Raw genomic sequence first — 19235 nt, forward strand, 5'->3', positions numbered from 1 at the left:
TCAGACGCGTGAGTAGGGCGCTGACGCGGTGCATTGAGCCTGAGTAAGATCTTATCGGCAAAGATAATATAAACTTAAGTTAACCGGCTGACGTGGCAGCCTTTTTGCGGCAATAAAAAAGGCCGGGTTGCCGACCTTTTTTGGGTAAGAAAAGTGTATTGCGCTTTTCACCAGCGTTAGCGCATGGTGACAAACTCTTCCGCTGCGGTCGGGTGAATCGCGACGGTGTTATCAAAGTCTTTCTTGGTGGCGCCCATTTTCAGCGCCACCGCAAAGCCCTGCAGCATTTCATCCATGCCGAAGCCAATACCGTGGATCCCAACGATTTTTTCCTCAGCGCCGACGCAAACCAGCTTCATGCGGCACGGCTGGCGATGCTGCGTAACGGCGGTATACATCGCGGTAAAGGAAGATTTATAGACTTTTACCGCCTCGTCGCCGTACTGCTCGCGCGCCTGCGGCTCGGTCAGGCCAACGGTGCCGATCGGCGGATGGCTGAACACCACGGTTGGGACATTGCTGTAATCCAGATGCTCTTCCGGCTTGTTGTTAAACAGCCGCTCGGAGAGACGACGGCCCGCCGCCACCGCCACCGGCGTTAGCTCAACCGCGCCGGTATTATCGCCCACGGCATAAATGCCGGAAACGCTGGTGTTCTGGAATTTATCAACCTTGATATAGCCTTTTTCATTTAGCGCCACGCCGGTAGCGGCCAGGTTCAGGTTATCGGTCGCCGGTTCGCGGCCAATGGCCCAGATCAGGCAATCAACGGTTTGCTCTTTGCCGTTTTCCAGCTGCAGCGTCAGGCTGCCATCGCTGTTTTTAACCACCGCTTTCGGCACGGACTGGGTGTGCAGCGTTGGGCCTTCGGCGTTCATCACTTCGACCAGCGTTTCGCTAAGCAGCGGATCGAACTGACGCAGCGGCGCCTCTTTACGGACAAACAGATGGGTTTCAGAGCCCAGCGCATTCAGCACGCCGGCGATCTCGACCGCAATATAGCCCGCGCCAACGACAGCGGTGCGTTTCGGCATATCGTCCAGCTCGAAGAAGCCGTCGGAGTTGATGCCATATTCCGCACCCGGAATGGTCGGATGTACCGGACGACCGCCGGTCGCGATCAGAATATGGTCGGCGGTGATTTTCTCGCCGTTAACCTCTACGGTATGCGCATCAACAAAACGGGCGAAACCTTTAATCACCTCGACGTTGTTTTTGCCCAGCACCGTTTCGTACGAGGTATGGATGCGATCGATATAGGCCGTACGGTTTTTTACCACCGTCTGCCAGCTAAAATGATTAACGGTAGTATCAAAACCGTAATCCGGGCCGTAGTTATGGATCGCTTCAGCAACCTGAGCCGCATGCCACATCACTTTTTTCGGCACGCAGCCTACGTTTACGCAGGTGCCGCCCAGCTCTTTGGCTTCAATCAGGGCGCATTTCTGCCCATACATCGCCGCCCGGTTAATGGATGCGATACCGCCGCTGCCGCCGCCAATAGCGAGATAATCATAGTGTCGGGTCATTGAGCGAACTCCAAAAGTAAGAAAAGAAAACTGGCGTAAGTGTACCGTTACTCAGCGATTTCCCGCAAAGTTTGCGCCTATGATTGTAACAGGAGTCGTCTTTTTGGCCGACGAAGCGCCTCCGCTGGTCATGTACGCCACCAGCGCCGCGTCGCTTACCGTTCCGGCCAGCAGCCCGGCAAAGCCCCAGCCACGGCTGCCCGATTCGCAGGCGTATAAAATGCGCCCCTGACCGCGCTGTTCCACCTCGCGTAGCACCTTATTTATCCGTTCACGCATCGCCATGCTGACGCCAGGGGTTTCCGTTTTCATTATTTTTATCCTTTTACGCAGACCACCTGGCGCAGGGTATGAACAATTTCCACCAGCGAAGACTGCGCCGCCATTACTGCATCAATATCCTTATAAGCCATCGGGATTTCATCAATCACATCGCTGTCTTTACGGCATTCCACATGCGCGGTAGCACGCTGCTGATCGGCAACGGTAAAGCGTTTTTTGGCTGCGGCGCGGCTCATAGTGCGCCCCGCGCCGTGGCTGCATGAGCAGAAACTTTCTTCATTGCCCAGCCCGCGCACGATAAAGCTTTTTGCGCCCATTGAGCCGGGAATAATGCCCATCTCACCGCGCTGAGCCGATACCGCGCCTTTGCGGGTCACCAGCACCTGTTCGCCAAAATGCTGCTCGCGCTGCACATAGTTATGGTGGCAGTTAACCGCTTCCGCCGTGGCGCTGAACGGTTTGCTGATTTCCCGCGCCAGCGCTGCCAGCACCTGCTGCATCATCACCTCGCGGTTATGACGCGCATAGTCCTGCGCCCAGCCGACCGCCTCTATATAGTCATTAAAATGGCGGCTGCCCTCTGCAAACCAGGCCAGATCGCGATCCGGCAGATTGGCGATATGCTGGCGCATATCCTGCTGCGCCAGATTAATAAACAGCGTGCCGATAGCATTACCTACGCCCCGCGAGCCGCTGTGCAGCATTACCCACACGCGATCCGCCTCGTCCAGGCATAGCTCGATAAAATGATTGCCGGTGCCAAGGGTGCCGAGATGCGCATAGTTATTGGTTTTCAGCAGCGCCGGATATTTATCGGTAATGCGTTTGAACCCCGGCTGCAGGCTGGCCCAGTGTTGATCCACAATGTCCGGCGCGTGTTTCCAGGCGCCTTTATCGTTGCCGGAGCGGTTGCTGGTGCGCCCGTGCGGGACCGCGCGCTCAATGGCGCTGCGGATGCCGTACAGATTATCGGGCAGGTCGCCAGCGACCAGCGAAGTGCGCACCGCAATCATGCCGCAGCCAATATCGACGCCGACCGCCGCCGGGATAATGGCGCCGCGCGTCGGGATTACGCTGCCGATGGTCGAACCTTTACCTAAATGAACATCGGGCATGACCGCCAGGTGTTTAAAGATAAACGGCATTTTTGCCGTATTCAGCAGCTGATTGCGCGCCTCCGGTTCAACCGGTACGCCATTCGTCCACATTTTTACCGGCGCGCCGTTGGGCGCTGATAACACCTGATATTGCGATTTCATCGTGCGTTTCCTTCTGGCCGCTGTTTCAGGCCGGGATAAATCATTCATCCTCGCGGCTGGCAAACAGAGGCAAAATTTCTGGTTAAAAGGAGGAATGTTTGGTTAACAGGATCAGCGCCAGAAGCGTGCCGAAACCAAAATGGCACGAATAAATCTGTTTATGTTTTTGATAACTAAATTTTTTTAATTATAGCCGCGAAGGTTGATTAACCCGATAAACTCATCAAAACTATCAGAATTGGCCTTTCCGCAGCGAGGATCGGCCCGCGCCGCAGAGCGAACAGACAATTATCAATCTTGATTTTAGCCGCTACACCACGCTAACCAGCCGTTTTTTACGCGAGCAGCAGGCGACAGGCTTCTTTCTGAAGGCCATTGAAGAAAAGCGCTTTCTGCCGTTTCGCGTCAGCATAAGAAGCGGCCGAACGATGCCGATCGGCTACGTAAATACCTGGCCCGCTTTGGGCTGAGCTGGGAAGCCATTCACCATCAACAAGGTTAATCCTATGCAACTGACTTTTCTTGGCACCAGCGCCGGAACGCCAAGCCTGCAGCGCAACGTCACCGCTATTGCTCTGACCTTATCTCGCCGGGGCGTCTGCTGGCTGTTTGACTGCGGCGAAGCGACGCAGCATCAGTTTATGCGCAGCGCGCTCAAGCCCGGCAAGCTGGAAAAAATTTTTATTACCCACCTGCACGGCGACCATATTTTCGGCCTGCCCGGTCTGCTGACCAGCCGTTCGATGGGCGGCATCAGCGAGCCGCTGACGCTGTATGGCCCGGCTGGCCTGAAAACTTTTGTCGAGACCACGCTCAGCCTGAGCGGATCGTTTGTCACCTATCCGCTGGAAGTGGTTGAGATCGAGGCGGGCGAAGTGTTTGATGATGGCAAATTCAAAGTCACCGCCTGGCCGTTAAATCACGTACTGCCGTGTTTTGGCTACCGCATTGAGGAGCATGACAAACCCGGCTTTCTCGACGCGCAGCGGCTTAAGGCGGATAACGTGCCGCGCGGCCCCTGGTTCCAGCAGCTGAAACAGGGCGAGATCGTCACGCTGGAAGATGGCCGGGTGATTAACGGACGTGACTATCTTGGTCCCGCCACGCCGGGAAGAAAGCTGGCGATTTTTGGCGATACCGCACCGGCGGCGACCGCGCTGGCGCTGGCGGCAGAGGTGGATGTGATGGTGCATGAAGCTACGCTGGAGGCGGCAATGGAAGAAAAAGCCAACGGCCGGGGACATTCCACGACCGTGCAGGCGGCAACCGTAGCCAGAGACGCGCGCGCGAAACGCTTTATCGCTACCCACTTTAGCTCACGCTATCGTTTTGAGGATATGCCCCGGCTGCTGGCGGAGTGTCAGGCAATATTTCCCGCCACCGAGATGGCGCGGGATTTCGCGGTGTTCAACCTGTAGCAAATGGGCGGCTGAATATCGTGCGCTTATTCCGGGACGATCCAGTTAACGCTGGTATGACCGGTGCCTGTCGGCACCAGCACGCGGTGTAGCCAGGGCAGCAGATCGCGCATTTGCTGTTCCAGCTTCCACGGTGGGTTAACTACGATCATGCCGGATCCGGTCATGCCGAAGCGATCGCTGTCCGGGCGCACCGCCAGTTCAACCTGCAAAATGCGGCGGATGCCGGTCGCTTCCAGATCGTGAACCATGCGTTTGATCTGCTGACGCAGCACTACCGGATACCAGAGAGCGAAAACGCCGGTGCCGAAGCGACGATAGCCTTCCTGAATGCCTTTCACCACCGCCTGATAATCGCTTTTCATCTCATAGGGCGGATCGATCAGAATCAACCCACGGCGCGACGGCGGCGGCAGTTTGGCTTTCAGCTGCTGATAGCCGTCGGCACGCGCCAGACGGGCGCGGCTGTCTTTCTGAAACTCGCTGCGCAGCAGGGGAAAATCGCTGGAATGCAGCTCCGTCAGCTCCAGCTTGTCGTCTTCACGCAGCAGGTGGCGAGCAATCAGCGGCGAGCCAGGGTAATAGCGCAGGTTCGGCCCGCGATTAAGCGCTTTTACGCAGCTGATATAAGGAGCCAGCTCCTCCGGCAGATCGTCCTGCTGCCAAACGCGGGCAATCCCTTCCAGATATTCACCGGTACGCTCCGCATGTTCGCCGCTCAGCAAATAACGGCCGGCGCCGGCGTGCGTATCGAGATAAAGAAACGGTTTTTCTTTCTCTTTCAGCGCGGTGATGATCAGGCTTTGGACGGTGTGCTTCAGCACATCCGCATGGTTGCCAGCGTGAAAGCTATGACGATAGCTGAGCATTTTTATTTATCCTGTTGAATGTATAAGGTTTTAATTGGTGTTTAATCAATTTATTACAATTATTACCCCACGGATTACCCACAGAACGGCGCACAGCAGCGGATGCAGGAAAAAGCATGAGAACCTTTTGAAACGGAGGATTATATCAGGGATGTTGCGGGATGGGCTGTAAGCGTGAGAACAAATCAGTGCTTTTAATCGTATTTTGGTTTTACCCGTACCTTTGTCGGTTAAAGCCGTGGCGATGCAAAAATCCCTAATTCACGCGTTAAAACGCGATCGGATTAATAAGAACGCGTAAATATGCATATTGTTTCTATAGAAAATGTAAATTAGCATTTTGTCTGTGAGGCTAAAATTCCCTGCACAGTTCTGGGCTTTCTGTCACTACAACAATCAAGACGTAAATTAAAATACCAAAGCCAGAGTTAGCCTGTTTATATCATCTGGTTATTTGACAAGGATTCGCACTGGTTGCCTCTGCAACGCATCGCTAACCAGGCTAGTGTTGCAGCACGGGATAAGTAAACAGCAGCAGGTGCGTCAGATTAAAGGCGAAATGCACCAGCGTCGCGACCCATAACCGACCGCTCCACTGCCAGGCCAGACCGTAGATAATCCCGGCCAGCGCCGCGAAGAAAATCAGCAGCGGGCCGCCGGCCGCGTGCGCCAGGCCAAACAGCAGCGCGGCAATCAGCAAACCCGGCCAGCGGCCAAGCCACTGGCTCAGCCGCTGCTGCAGCCAGGCGCGGAACAGCGCTTCCTCCGCCAGCGACACGAAAAACAGGTTCGCCAGCATAAATTCACCCAGCCATGCGGGCGCGTGCGGCTCAAGGCGCAGCCCGCCCGCCAGCGTAGCCAGCAGCAGCAGGGCCGGGATCGCGGCAAGCAGCGCAGGCCAGGCGAAACGCCAGCGCGGCGCGGCGGCGGGCACCTGCGCCAGCGTCGGCAAACAGGCCAGCAGAATGAAGGGCACCAGCGCTTTATCAAGGTTGTAGTAAAATGTAAAAGGCGCGCTGAGCGGGCCTGCCTGCTGTTTAATGACTATTGGCGCATTATGAAATCCGGGGGCGAGATGGAGCGTTAGCGCCACGGCACCGGCAACCAGTATCGCTTCCAGCAGCGGCATCAGCCGCGCATGGTGCGCGTAGTGTTTGCGCACCTGCGCCGTTAGCGCCAGGCCAGCCAGCAGCAGCAGGCCCGGCCACAGCAGCGTCTGCTGCCAGAGCGCCAGCGCCAGAGTAAGCAGCAACAGAGGTTTTACAGCTGGCCGGAAAAACAGCAACGCCAGCAGCGCCGCCGCCAGTAAATACCACATGATGTACTCTTCCTTAAGCTTAAAAAATCAACGAGGTAGAGACTATAACAAACCAAACGAGACAGATCAGTACCACTAAAGCAGCAGGCCTCCCCATTGATTTTCGGGCGGCTTAACCGCATGTTAGTGACATTGCGCCCGTGCGCGCCCACATCAAACCTAAAGGACTGCGCGATGACCAATCCATTATTGACGCCATTTACTCTTCCGCCTTTCTCTGCCATCCAGCCGGAACATGTCGTGCCCGCCGTTGAGCAGGCGCTGGCAACATGCCGCGAAACGGTAGAAAAAGTGGTGGCTCAGGGAGCGCCCTACAGCTGGGAAAACCTGTGTCAGCCGCTGGCGGAGGTGGACGATCGCCTGGGCCGTATTTTCTCGCCGGTGAGCCATCTTAACTCGGTAAAAAACAGCCCGGAGCTGCGTCAGGCTTACGAACAGACGCTGCCGCTGCTGTCTGAATACAGCACCTGGGTCGGCCAGCATGAAGGGCTGTATCAGGCGTACCGTAATCTGAAAGAGGGCGACAATTACGCGCAGCTAAGCCTGGAGCGGAAAAAAGCGGTGGATAATGCGCTGCGTGATTTTGAGCTGTCAGGTATCGGCTTGCCGAAAGAGCAGCAGCAGCGCTACGGTGAAATCGCCGCACGTCTGTCGGAGCTGGGTTCCACCTACAGCAACAACGTGCTGGATGCGACGATGGGCTGGAGCAAGCTGATTACTGATGAAGGCGAGCTGGCCGGAATGCCGGAAAGCGCGCTGGCGGCGGCCAAAGCGCAGGCGGAAGCCAAAGGACAACAAGGCTGGCTGCTGACACTGGATATTCCCAGCTATCTGCCGGTTATGACCTACTGCGATAACCAGGCGCTGCGTGAAGAGATGTATCGCGCCTACTCGACGCGCGCTTCCGATCAGGGGCCGCACGCCGGTAAATGGGATAACGGCCCGATTATGGCGGAAGAGCTGGCGCTGCGTCACGAACTGGCACAGCTGCTGGGCTTTGACTCCTACGCGCATAAATCGCTGGCGACCAAAATGGCGCAAAATCCGGCGCAGGTGATCGACTTTCTGAACGATCTGGCGCAGCGCGCGCGTCCGCAGGCGGAGAAAGAGCTGGAGCGTCTGCGCGCCTTTGCCAAACAGCAGCACGGTATTGATGAGCTGCAGCCGTGGGATATTACCTACTACGGCGAGAAGCAGAAGCAGCATCTGTACGCGATCAGCGATGAGCAGCTGCGCCCTTATTTCCCGGAAGAGCGCGCGGTTAACGGCCTGTTTGAAGTGGTGAAACGCATCTACGGCATCAGCGCTAAAGAGCGTAAAGATGTGGATGTCTGGCATCCGGACGTGCGTTTCTTCGATCTGTTTGACGAAAGCGGAGAGCTGCGCGGCAGTTTCTATCTCGATCTGTATGCGCGTGAAAACAAACGCGGCGGGGCGTGGATGGATGACTGCGTTGGCATGATGCGTAAAGCGGACGGCAGCCTGCAGAAGCCGGTCGCCTGGTTAACCTGTAATTTCAACCGTCCGGTAAACGACAAACCGGCGCTGTTTACCCATGATGAAGTCACCACGCTGTTCCATGAGTTCGGACACGGCCTGCATCATATGCTGACATGCGTGGATGTGCCGGGCGTTTCCGGCATTAGCGGGGTGCCGTGGGATGCGGTCGAGCTGCCGAGTCAGTTTATGGAAAACTGGTGCTGGGAGCCGGAAGCGCTGGCGTTTATCTCCGGTCATTTTGAGACCGGCGAGCCGCTACCGCAGGAGCTGTTAGACAAAATGCTGGCGGCGAAAAATTATCAGGCGGCGCTGTTTATCCTGCGTCAGCTGGAGTTCGGCCTGTTCGATTTCCGCCTGCATACCGAGTTCGATCCGGCGAAAGGCGCGCAGATTCTGGAAACCCTGGCCGAAGTGAAAAAGCGGGTGGCGGTAGTGCCCAGTCCGGCCTGGGGCCGTTTCCCGCACGCCTTCAGCCATATTTTCGCTGGCGGCTACGCAGCGGGCTACTACAGCTATCTGTGGGCGGATGTGCTGGCGGCGGATGCGTATTCCCGCTTTGAAGAGGAAGGCATTTTTAACCGCGAAACCGGTCAGTCGTTCCTTGATAACATCCTGACCCGCGGCGGTTCTGAAGAGCCGATGGAGCTGTTCAAACGCTTCCGTGGCCGTGAGCCGCAGCTTGATGCGATGCTGGAACACTACGGTATTCAGGGATAACGTCAGGCGTGAAAATTGCTTTAGTTGATGAATCAGGCACCGGAGACGGTGCCTTATCTGTTTTGGCCGCCCGCTGGGGGCTGGAGCAGGATGAACAGTCGGTGATGGCGTTAGTAATGACGCCGGAGCATCTGGAGCTACGCAAGCGCGATGAGCCAAAGCTGGGCGGTATCTGGGTCGATTTTATCGGCGGCGCGATGGCACATCGGCGTCGCTTCGGTGGCGGACGCGGCGAGGCGGTGGCGAAAGCGGTCGGTATCAAGGGGGATTACCTGCCTGACGTGGTGGACGCCACCGCCGGGTTAGGGCGCGATGCCTTTGTGCTGGCGGCGATCGGCTGTCGGGTGCGGATGCTGGAGCGCCATCCGGTAGTGGCGGCGCTGCTGGATGATGGATTGCAGCGCGGCTATCAGGATGCGGAAATCGGCGGCTGGCTACGGCAACGGCTGACGCTGCTGCACGCCTCCAGCCTGACGGCGCTGGAAGCGATTACGCCCGCGCCGGATGTGGTTTATCTCGATCCCATGTATCCGCATCGCCAGAAAAGCGCGCTGGTGAAGAAAGAGATGCGGGTATTTCAGTCACTGGTGGGAGCGGATAATGATGCGGACGGCCTGTTGCTGCCTGCGCGCCAGCTGGCGAAAAACGGGTGGTGGTGAAACGCCCGGACTACGCGCCGCCGCTGGCAGGCGTGGCAACCCAGTCGGCGGTCACCACCAAAAGCCATCGCTTCGATATTTACCCGCCGCTGGCAAACTGACGGCATAGAACCGGCAGGCTGGCGGCACAACAAAATTAAAGATTTGTATTTTTAATCCAACAAATTAGCACCCAACTCAAAGCGCAGGGCGTGCAGGCAGAAGAGTAAAGCGTCCCGCGCCATGGAGGGCGCGGGCCGAGCTGTCAGGGATGACGTTGTTTGCGACTTTACGATCGGCCTGCACTCCCTGCGCAGGCACGCTGTTTTACGGTGGAGCAACGTATATGCGCACGGCTCGTGCAGGCACGCTGTTTTACGGTGGCGCAACGTATATGCGCACGGCTCGCGCAGGCACGCTGTTTTACGGTGGAGCAACGCATATGCGCACGGCTCGCGCAGGCACACCGTTTTGCGAAGGATTAACGCATACCTGCCTGGGCAGGCACGCTGTTTTCGCGACAAACTGCCGCTTACTCGTCGTCTTCGTCGCGCAGCGGCACAATCAGCATATCGATATGTACCGTATTAATCAGCTGGCGAGCGGAAGACATCAGCTTGCTCCAGAAATCCTGATGATGTCCACAAACCACTAAATCGACATCGTACTTTTTAATCGCTTCAACCAGCACCTGCGCCAGATCGCCGCTGCCGCTCAGCGTTTCGCTAATCGGATAGCCTGCGCCCTGCGACAGTTCGGTCAGCGCATGATGCGTCTCTTCAGAGATACGCTTTTGCATATCGCCGAGATTGACGTCAATCAAACCGGTATAGAGATCGGAATAATTCACATCCACATGAATCAGGGAAATTTTGGCATCGTAAGGACGCGCCAGAGAAACCGCTTTTTCAACCAGCAGTTTACTTTCCGGTGAGAGATCAACGGCAATCAGAATATGTTTATAGGCCATGATGGAACTCCTTCCATGTGTCACATAGCGTCAGTATAGCGCCAGTTGTTAACAAATGTGCTTGCAGCACGCCCGCTTTGCGAGCCGGATCAAGGAGTGTTTTACCTGCTTTTCAGCCGTAATGAAAATCGAAGCTGGAAAAATTTTAAACACATCTCCTACACTAAATCTTAACGATTCTGCTTCGGCAGAATACCGTACTCTTCTGTTCAGAAATAATTCAGACCGGTTCAATGGTGGTTGGCGAGTCAGGGTGGGGCGTATTCAGCGTATCCCCGCTGCACACGCTTCGGCAGTTGTAAGCCGGGAGGGGAAATATGATTAGCACCGTCGCGCTTTTCTGGGCTTTATGTGTGATTTGTTTGGTGAATATGGCGCGCTATTTTTCTTCGCTGCGTGCGTTATTGATTGTGCTGCGCGGGTGCGATCCGTTGCTGTATCAGTATGTGGACGGCGCAGGCTTTTTTACCGCGCACGGTCAGCCAAGTAAGCAGGTCAGGCTGGTGCGCTATATCTGGAAAAGGTACTACCTCGATCATCATGACGAAGAGTTTATTCGCCGCTGTGAGCGGGTGCGTGGGCAGTTTGTCTTGACCAGCGCGTTATGCGCTCTGGTGGGCATCAGCCTGGTGGGCCTGGCGATTTGGCATTAAGCGCCGCCAGAAAAGAAGCGGGCCGGATTAACCGGCCCGTAGAGAGATCAGATCAGCTGTAGCGCCACCCAATAGAGGGCGCCTGAGAGCAAAATCGAAATCGGCAGCGTAAATATCCACGCCAGCGCGATACTTTTAATCGTACGGCTCTGGACGCCGCCGCCATCAACCAGCATGGTGCCGGCGACCGATGACGACAGGATATGCGTGGTAGAAACCGGCATACCGGTATAGCTGGCTATGCCAATCGACAAGGCCGACGTAACCTGCGCCGACATGCCCTGCGCATAGGTCATGCCTTTCTTACCGATTTTCTCGCCGATGGTGGTGGCAACGCGACGCCAGCCGACCATCGTGCCAAGCGACAACGCCAGCGCGACCGCAACGATAATCCACACCGGCGCATACTCAACGGTATTCAGCAGATCGCCTTTCAGCTTGCCGAGGAAGCGTTGATCTTCCGCCTTAACGTCCGGCATCCTGGCCGCTTTTTCAGCGGTATCAGAAATACAGAGCAGCAGACGGCGCAGATGGCTGCGCTGTTCAACGCTAAGCGCATCGTAGCTGGAAAGATTGTTCAGCAGCAGCTGCGCACGGTTAATCGCAACCAGCGCCCGTGAACTATCGCAGTGGAACTCTTTCGGCCCGGTAGTCACTTCTTCCGGCGTCGGCAGCGCAGGCGGCGCCAGTTCGACCACGTGCTGCAGCGTATCGCCATGCTGGCTGTAATACTGTTCCAGATGATTTACCGCGTCACGGGTGCGAGTGATGTCATAGCCGGAGGCGTTCATGTTAATCACGAAGCCTGCGGGCGCAACGCCAATCAGCACCAGCATAATCAGGCCGATACCTTTCTGTCCGTCATTCGCGCCGTGGGAATAGCTGACGCCAATGGCGGAAATAATCAGCGCGATACGCGTCCAGAACGGCGGCTTTTTCTTACCGTCTTCCTTTTCACGATCGGCGGGCGTCATATGAATACGGCGACGCTTTTTGGTATTGCTCCAGTAGCGGCGTAGCAGAAAGATCAATCCGCCCGCTACCACCAGACCAATAATTGGCGACAGGATCAGCGAGGCGAAAATATTGATCATTTTCGGGACATTGAGCGCATCCACCACCGAGGTGCCGGTAATCAGGGCATTGGTCAGGCCAATACCGATGATTGCGCCAATAAGCGTATGGGAGCTGGACGCCGGCAAACCAAAATACCAGGTTCCCAGGTTCCAGATAATAGCGGCGAGCAGCATGGAGAAGACCATAGCTAACCCGTGCGCCGAACCGACATTCAACAGCAGGTCGGTAGGAAGCAGATGTACAATGGCATAAGCGACGCTCAAACCACCTAACAACACACCAAAAAAGTTGAAAACCCCAGCCATCACTACGGCCAGTTGCGCACGCATCGCGCGCGTATAGATTACCGTCGCAACTGCGTTAGCCGTGTCATGGAAACCGTTAATGGCTTCGTAGAACAGTACAAACAGCAGAGCAAGTACTAATAACAGGCCGGTATTAAAATCGAGACCAGCAAACAGATGTAGCATAAGCGTTACGCCATTTTCGGGGACATGAACGCGGCGCATTATCAGCGACAAACCGCGCCTGGGGAAAGAAAAATATAGACTTTTTTTGCCATAAAAGCGTAAAACTCGCGTCATCAGGGATGAAAACAGTCCGCAAATCCATTAGTTACATTGTGTTACTTTCAGTTCCGTTTGGTTACGCTGGCCTGGGCGGGGACAACCTATTACAATCGCGGTCTTTGCCCCGTCGGCAGGAGTCAGCAGTGGAAAAGTATGACGTTATCATTATTGGCGCAGGCGCCGCCGGGCTGTTTTGCGCGGCTCAGGCTGGGCAACGCGGCCTGCGCGTGCTGCTGCTGGATAACGGCAAAAAACCGGGCCGCAAAATCCTGATGTCCGGCGGCGGTCGCTGCAACTTTACCAACCTTTATACCGAGCCGGCGGCCTATCTCTCGCATAATCCGCATTTTTGTAAATCAGCGCTGGCGCGCTATACGCAATGGGATTTTATCGCGCTGGTTAACCAGTACGGCATTGCGTATCACGAAAAAACGCTTGGCCAGCTATTCTGCGATGACTCGGCGCAGCAGATTGTGGATCTGCTGATGGCGGAGTGCGAGAAAGGGCGCGTGACGCTGCGGCTGCGTAGCGAAGTGCTGGCGGTCAGGCGCGATGATGAGGGTTACTTGGTCCAGCTGAACGGCGCGGAAGTGCGGGCGGGTAAACTGGTTATCGCCAGCGGCGGGCTATCGATGCCGGGACTGGGCGCTTCGCCCTTCGGCTACCGGCTGGCGGAGCAGTTTGGCCTGCGCGTTTACCCCACGCGCGCGGCGCTGGTGCCGTTTACGCTGCATAAACCGTTGCTGGAACAGCTACAGACACTGTCGGGCGTCTCGCTGCCGACCACCATTGAAGCGGCGAACGGCAAGCGCTTTAAAGAAGCGATGCTGTTTACTCACCGTGGCCTGTCCGGGCCGTCGGTGCTGCAAATCTCCAGCTACTGGCAGCCGGGCGAATTTGTCACGATCGATCTGTCGCCGGAACGTGATTTGGCGGCCTTTATTGATGAAGAGCGCCAGGCGCGCCCGAATCAAAGCCTGAAAAATACGCTGGCGAAGCCGTTGCCGAAGCGGCTGGTGGACGTGCTGCAGTCGCTGGGCACCATACCGGAGGTCACCTTAAAGCAGCTCAACGCTAAGCAGCAGCGCGAGCTAACCGAAAGCCTGCATGCCTGGCGCGTACAGCCCAACGGCACCGAAGGTTATCGCACGGCGGAAGTGACCCTGGGCGGCGTGGATACTACGCAGCTCTCCTCGAAAACCCTGGAAGCGCGTGACGTGCCCGGTTTGTATTTTATCGGCGAAGTGGTGGATGTCACCGGCTGGCTGGGCGGTTATAACTTTCAGTGGGCCTGGAGTTCCGCCTGGGCATGCGCGCAGGCGCTGTAAATATGCCGAAGAAGCGATAAGCGTATTCCACGCAGTAACAACGGCAAGGTCGGCATTAAGTTGGGGCACAGCAGAACCCGATTTAAATCAGTCTGGCGTGCTGCATAAGGTAGTGCAAAAAAGCAGGCCCCGTTATGGCGCACTTTGGCGGGGCCTGAAAATAAACCAGCGAAACGCTAAGGTGAACGATATTTTCCGTCTGCAATCGAAATGCTTTGTTGGTAAGGTTAATTAATCCGGCATCGTTTCAGATATTTCCTCAGCTTCCGGCGCAGAGCAGAACAGGAACATTACCGTTCATAAAGATATAGCCGCCGTTACCATCATAATGGATATTATATTGCGCCAGCTGATTGATATTTGTATAAAACCCTTCAAGCAAATAGGCTAATGAATGGTTATCTGTTTCATCAAACGCGGCGGGAATAATGGCTTTTGAAGTTAGTAAATAATTACTTTTAGTGGTGGTGAAATCAAATAAAACCTTTCTGCTTATCACCTTGTGAATTCCTGAGGCATTGATAAACTCGCCGTTCATGGTCACGAAACCGGACGGGCCATCAAAAAAGAAACGCATCAGCATATTGGCGCGTAGACCGTTATTCTGAACATGATACTGCGCCAGGCAGGAGAAATGACGGTTATCGGTGCTAAAGTTGAAATAAAACGCAGCTGCGCCAATGATTGTTAATCCTGCGGCTAAAAATTTAAATTTATTTTTCATATAGTCTCTCCTAACGACCATGACGCACAGGATGTACTGTTTTCAGTGAGCGGGTCCTGGCAGGAAAATAGTGAGATGTTTTTGATGAACTTATCGTAAGAAATATAAATATGGGGATGAGTGTCACAGTTAACATATTTATTTACTCTGCTGTTTATCTGTTCTTTCAGGGGTTGGTCATTGCGGTAAACATAGAGCTGGCAGGTGCCATCCTCGGCTATTTTGTCATAGCTGCCCGTTAATTTTTTAAATTCGGCGCTAACGGGATTAATAAAGAAAGTAAGGCTAAAGAACAGTACAACGAGGGAAACAGAGATAAACGATCTGAGCGGTTTAGCTCTGGCTATTCGCTCCGGATTGAGGAGTTGGGCTGGGGCGACAGCAGGCAGCGTATCTTCAGCGGTTACAGGCAGCGTTTCTTCAGCGGCCAACAGCCTGGTGGAGATGCTGTGATCAAACCTGAATCCTTTACGTGGTACGGTAATAATCCATCTGTCCGCTCCGGGCATGATGTTTTTTAACGCCCTGCGGATCAGAGAAATATTTTGGTAAAGCGTATTAGGCGTAACGCTATGGCTGTTTTCTCCCCAGGCGTAATCATACAGATTATTTTGTGATACCAAACCGTCGGTTTTAACTAATAATTCAAGGCATTTTGCTGCCGGCTGGGTTAATGTCGTGTCCTCTTTACCCTGAGAATGACAAACAAGCCTGTGCTCCTTTGGATAAAAATAAATAGATTTATAAATAAGATAAACTGGACCCATAGCCACATCCTGTTTGCTAAGTCATTTTATGTGTTTTTGCTGGTTAAGACACTATCACGCTTTTATAAAAATGTGCATGTCCTTTTATAAGTTATGTGAAGGAAACGAATCGTTTATAAAGCATCAGAAGTTTCGTTATTTCATGCGACGGCATAAAATTAAGGCTTTATTTAGTGAAAAGGCGGCATAAGTTACCTTATATTTGTGACAAAATCGTTTAACCGCTCTCCTTCACCAATCAGGTAAATATCCGCCAGTAACAGGCCTGCGGGCATTGCTTTGTAATTAATCTTAACCCCCTGGTTTAACTTCTTAAGCGAGGGAAAAATCTTATTTAAAGCAGTTGGTATTGTCTGAGTTAACGGTAAAGGTAATATCAATTTGGTTATCGCGGCGCTTACGACGCTGTCCTGAACAACGAAACTTATTTGGCATAAAGCGTTATATGCAGGGAACGGGAAAATAATCGCTTTATTGGAAAAAGCGAGAATTCCGAAAGCAATTTTACGTAATTATTCAGAAAGGGATGTTGAAATATTATGAAAGTCATCGTGTGTTCTGACAACTTCTTTTTTGCCAAAGGAATAACCGCATTACTGAATGAAGCGGGTCATGATACCTGGGATTTTTTCTATCAACCTGAAAGGAAAGTTTCCGAAAAAGAAGATGAAGAATTCGTTATCATCATTGATACCAATGAAAGAAAACCTTTACGCCATCTGTTTGCATCATTGGGTAAAAAGCCGCTAAAAGTGTTCTTTATTACCGACGATCTGTTAGAACCGCAGGAAATTCGTCGTCCGTTTCAGGGCGTTATCCCGCGCAAAATTACCGCTGCAGAGCTGTTAAGCAACCTTGCTAAAAGTGCGGCTGGCGTCAGGCCGCTGGAGTTTTTACTCACCGTTCAACAGCGTAAGGTGCTGCAGTATCTGATACGCGGCGTAACGCCTGGCGTGATTGCCCGGGTGATGAATATCTCCGTTAAAACCGTATCGGCCCATAAACGTAAGGTGATGATGAACTTCGGCCTGAAAAAAATGAACGCACGCTCGCTGAACTGTATGGCTGATTTTATCTATAAATCACTGTTGGTTTCAGAGCATATTAATCGGCAAAAGCATCCACATTATCTAAACCGGCCGGTTTATTAACCCGGCGCGTTTTTTCAACGTTAAAATGATCGGCGCCACACCTGCCGGAATAACGGTATTTAGTTTCCTTAGTGCTACTTAGTGGCGGATTATGTTTGCAAAAACATTAATCTTGCTAACAAAGCGATGCTGCGCCCCTTTCTTTGGCATCGCTTTTTTTATGGCTTATCCTCTCAGCTTTGCTATCGGGCCGCTCCGCCCGGCTTTTTAAGCGCCTTTCCTGCCCGCAAATCTCACGTTTTTTATCTGCCGTCACTTGCGGAATCGCCACAAAATACTAAATTTTAACTAATAGATTCCCTGGTGTTGGCGCAGATGCGCTCCCCGCTTGATGCGGGTTTTTTTTATATTGTCTGCGTCAAGAGATGGTCATCTCATTTATTTCCCAATATGGAGAAAGGCAATGAAAGCATTGACTTATCATGGCCCGCATCGCGTCAAAGTAGATAATGTTCCCGACCCCGGCCTCGAAGCGGCGGATGATATTATTTTGCGTGTGACGGCGACGGCGATTTGTGGTTCCGATCTGCATCTCTATCGCGGCAAGATCCCTGGCACTTCCCACGGTGATATTTTTGGCCATGAGTTTATGGGCGAAGTGGTTGAGGCTGGCCCGGAAGTGACGGCGGTACAGAAGGGAGACCGGGTGGTTATTCCTTTCGTCATTGCCTGTGGCGACTGTTTTTTCTGCCGTTTGCAAGAATACGCCGCCTGCGAAACCACTAATCCTGGCCGTGGCGCGATTCTGAATAAAAAACAGATTACCTCACCGGCTGCGCTGTTTGGCTTCAGCAAGCTGTACGGCGGCGTGCCGGGCGGCCAGGCGGAATACGTGCGCGTACCAAAAGCGAATACCGGCCCCTTTAAAGTGCCGCCGGTTCTGGCCGATGATCAGGTGCTGTTTTTATCCGACATTTTACCGACGGCCTGGCAGGCAGTGAAAAATGCGCAGGTGACTAAGGGCAGCAGCCTGGCAATTTTTGGCGCCGGCCCGGTGGGCCTGTTGACCGCCGCCTGCGCACGTATGCTGGGCGCGGAAAAGATCTTTATGGTGGATCACCATCCCTATCGGCTGGCGTTTGCCCGCGATCGCTATGATGTCATTCCCATCAACTTTGATGAAAACGACGATCCGGCCGCCTTCATTATTGAGAACACCACTAATCATCGCGGCGTCGATGCGGTGATTGATGCGGTGGGCTTTGAAGCGAAAGGTAGCCTGACCGAAACCGTGATGACCAATCTGAAGCTGGAAGGCAGCAGCGGCAAAGCGTTACGCCAGTGCATTGCCGCAGTGCGCCGCGGCGGGATTGTTAGCGTACCGGGCGTTTACGCGGGCTTTATCCACGGCTTCCTGTTTGGCGATGCGTTTGATAAAGGACTGACGTTTAGAATGGGCCAGACGCACGTTCAGGCCTATCTGCCGGAGCTGCTGAATTTGATTGAGCAGGGCTTTATCAAGCCGGAAGAGATTATTACCCACCATATGCCGCTGGAGCGGGCGGAAGAAGCCTATAAGATTTTTGAAAAGCGTGAGGAAGAGTGCCGCAAAGTTATTCTGGTGCCGGGCCTGACGGAAACGCTACGTCACGTTTAGCCGCCGGTTCAGGTTTTATCCACGGGTTTCAGTCGCAATGCTGAAACCCCTGTTTTATCCGCTGCGCCGTAAAATTCCCCGTCTTTGATGGCGGGGAGAATGTCATCGTTAGCCGTTCGCTTCTTTCAGCAGCGCCATCAGTCGGGTGAGGGCGAAAAGCGCCGCCTGGTTGATAACGGATTCGCTGTCACCGCTAAAATGCTTCATCTCCGCCTTTATCGTCCCGTCAGGTAAGCCCCAGCCAAACCAGATAGTGCCGGCTGGCGTACCGTCCGGGCCATCGTCAGGCCCGGCATAGCCGGTAACCGACAGGCTCACCGCTTCGCCGGACTGCGCCTTTGCGCCCGCCGCCATCTCTCTGGCGGTTGGCTGGCTGACGGCGGTAAATTTTTCCAGCGTCCGTTCGTCAACCTTCAACAGGCGCATTTTGGCTTCATTGGTATAGGTTACGAAGCCGCTGCTGAAATAGTCGGCGCTGCTGCTGGCGGAACACATCGACATGCTGACCAGCCCGCCGGTACAGGACTCTGCCGTTGCCAGCTTAACCTTGGCTGCCGTAAGCATTTCTCCCAGCTGTGAAGCAGCCTGCCGCAGTTGTTCATTCATTCTCGTTCTCCTTACACGGGTGAATAAACTAAGTGTAGAAGACGCGCTTTATTTTAGCGGGAATAAATCTATTACCTAATTCAGAAAATTCGTGATGCGCTGGGCTGATTATTCTGGCTATTGATCGATGCGTGAATTAACCACGTGATATTTCTTGATTTGCTTAATCAGTCAATAACAGAAGATGGAATGAAATATTATTTATTATTGGTTAATAAATAAGTAACCCGTAATCATGCTATTGTATTAATAACAATGATATT

General features: G+C 53.9%; 15 protein-coding genes and 3 pseudogenes. 8 read left to right on the forward strand and 10 right to left on the reverse strand.

The window, feature by feature from the left end; all coding sequences use genetic code 11:
* Nucleotides 1-176 precede the first annotated feature (176 nt).
* The 3 genes and pseudogenes from gorA to COO59_RS09705 all read right to left on the reverse strand — a co-directional run bounded on the left by gorA (nt 177) and on the right by COO59_RS09705 (nt 3070).
* Nucleotides 177-1529: a glutathione-disulfide reductase gene (gorA, locus tag COO59_RS09695; protein WP_103059600.1), complete on the reverse strand. Its 1353-nt coding sequence runs from the start codon at nt 1527-1529 to the stop codon at nt 177-179.
* A gap of 177 nt (nt 1530-1706) precedes the next feature.
* Nucleotides 1707-1841, reverse strand: a pseudogene (locus tag COO59_RS21245) (DNA polymerase beta superfamily protein); the annotation flags it as partial.
* Between the two features lie 5 nt (nt 1842-1846).
* Nucleotides 1847-3070 carry an RtcB family protein gene (locus COO59_RS09705; RefSeq protein WP_103059602.1) on the reverse strand — a complete coding sequence of 408 codons (1224 nt, stop codon included), beginning with the start codon at nt 3068-3070 and terminating at the stop codon, nt 1847-1849.
* A 254-nt stretch (nt 3071-3324) separates the two neighbouring features.
* Here COO59_RS09705 and COO59_RS21635 point away from each other — a divergent pair.
* Nucleotides 3325-3432, forward strand: a pseudogene (locus tag COO59_RS21635) (hypothetical protein); the annotation flags it as partial.
* A gap of 144 nt (nt 3433-3576) precedes the next feature.
* A complete protein-coding gene (rnz, locus tag COO59_RS09710) occupies nt 3577-4488 on the forward strand; it encodes a ribonuclease Z (RefSeq protein WP_103059603.1) in 912 nt (303 codons plus the stop codon).
* 26 nt (nt 4489-4514) lie between these two features.
* Here rnz and COO59_RS09715 read toward each other — a convergent pair whose 3' ends face one another.
* On the reverse strand, nt 4515-5357 hold the full coding sequence (locus COO59_RS09715; protein ID WP_103059604.1) for a 23S rRNA (adenine(2030)-N(6))-methyltransferase RlmJ: 843 nt from the start codon (nt 5355-5357) through the stop codon (nt 4515-4517).
* Between the two features lie 502 nt (nt 5358-5859).
* On the reverse strand, nt 5860-6675 hold the full coding sequence (locus COO59_RS09720; RefSeq protein WP_103059605.1) for a CPBP family intramembrane glutamic endopeptidase: 816 nt from the start codon (nt 6673-6675) through the stop codon (nt 5860-5862).
* Between the two features lie 174 nt (nt 6676-6849).
* On the opposite strand from COO59_RS09720, the gene prlC reads away from it, so the two are divergent.
* Nucleotides 6850-8892 (forward strand): oligopeptidase A, encoded by a 2043-nt coding sequence (gene prlC / locus COO59_RS09725; RefSeq protein ID WP_103059606.1) that lies wholly within the window; start codon nt 6850-6852, stop codon nt 8890-8892.
* An 8-nt stretch (nt 8893-8900) separates the two neighbouring features.
* A pseudogene (rsmJ, locus tag COO59_RS09730) lies at nt 8901-9652 on the forward strand (16S rRNA (guanine(1516)-N(2))-methyltransferase RsmJ).
* Nucleotides 9653-10062: 410 nt separating this feature from the next.
* Here rsmJ and uspA read toward each other — a convergent pair.
* Complete coding sequence (gene uspA, locus COO59_RS09735) at nt 10063-10500, reverse strand: universal stress protein UspA (protein WP_103059607.1); 438 nt, start codon at nt 10498-10500, stop codon at nt 10063-10065.
* A 317-nt stretch (nt 10501-10817) separates the two neighbouring features.
* Between uspA and uspB the strand changes: the two genes are divergently transcribed.
* A complete protein-coding gene (uspB, locus tag COO59_RS09740; protein ID WP_103059608.1) occupies nt 10818-11153 on the forward strand; it encodes a universal stress protein UspB in 336 nt (111 codons plus the stop codon).
* Between the two features lie 47 nt (nt 11154-11200).
* Here the strand turns inward: uspB and pitA are convergent, their stop codons facing one another.
* Nucleotides 11201-12700: an inorganic phosphate transporter PitA gene (gene pitA / locus COO59_RS09745; protein ID WP_133158602.1), complete on the reverse strand. Its 1500-nt coding sequence runs from the start codon at nt 12698-12700 to the stop codon at nt 11201-11203.
* A 242-nt stretch (nt 12701-12942) separates the two neighbouring features.
* Between pitA and COO59_RS09750 the strand changes: the two genes are divergently transcribed.
* Complete coding sequence (locus COO59_RS09750; protein WP_103059610.1) at nt 12943-14127, forward strand: BaiN/RdsA family NAD(P)/FAD-dependent oxidoreductase; 1185 nt, start codon at nt 12943-12945, stop codon at nt 14125-14127.
* Nucleotides 14128-14386: 259 nt separating this feature from the next.
* Here the strand turns inward: COO59_RS09750 and COO59_RS09755 are convergent, their stop codons facing one another.
* Entirely contained in the window at nt 14387-14851 is a 465-nt protein-coding gene (locus COO59_RS09755) for a hypothetical protein (RefSeq protein ID WP_165786507.1), read from the reverse strand.
* The gene (locus COO59_RS09760; protein ID WP_103059612.1) at nt 14848-15618 is read right to left on the reverse strand and encodes a winged helix-turn-helix domain-containing protein; all 771 of its coding nucleotides are present in this window, start codon (nt 15616-15618) and stop codon (nt 14848-14850) included. Before COO59_RS09760 ends, COO59_RS09755 begins: the two co-directional genes overlap by 4 nt.
* A 539-nt stretch (nt 15619-16157) precedes the next feature.
* On the opposite strand from COO59_RS09760, the gene COO59_RS09765 reads away from it, so the two are divergent.
* The gene (locus COO59_RS09765) at nt 16158-16769 is read left to right on the forward strand and encodes a helix-turn-helix transcriptional regulator (protein WP_103059613.1); all 612 of its coding nucleotides are present in this window, start codon (nt 16158-16160) and stop codon (nt 16767-16769) included.
* A gap of 403 nt (nt 16770-17172) precedes the next feature.
* On the forward strand, nt 17173-18366 hold the full coding sequence (locus COO59_RS09775; protein ID WP_103059615.1) for a zinc-dependent alcohol dehydrogenase: 1194 nt from the start codon (nt 17173-17175) through the stop codon (nt 18364-18366).
* A gap of 108 nt (nt 18367-18474) precedes the next feature.
* On the opposite strand, the gene COO59_RS09780 is transcribed toward COO59_RS09775, so the two are convergent.
* Nucleotides 18475-18972, reverse strand: coding sequence for a CinA family protein (locus tag COO59_RS09780; RefSeq protein ID WP_103059616.1), 498 nt, complete (start codon nt 18970-18972; stop codon nt 18475-18477).
* Nucleotides 18973-19235 lie beyond the last annotated feature (263 nt).

It is taken from the genome of Mixta theicola (assembly GCF_002895925.1).
Taxonomy (GTDB): Bacteria; Pseudomonadota; Gammaproteobacteria; order Enterobacterales; family Enterobacteriaceae; genus Mixta; species Mixta theicola.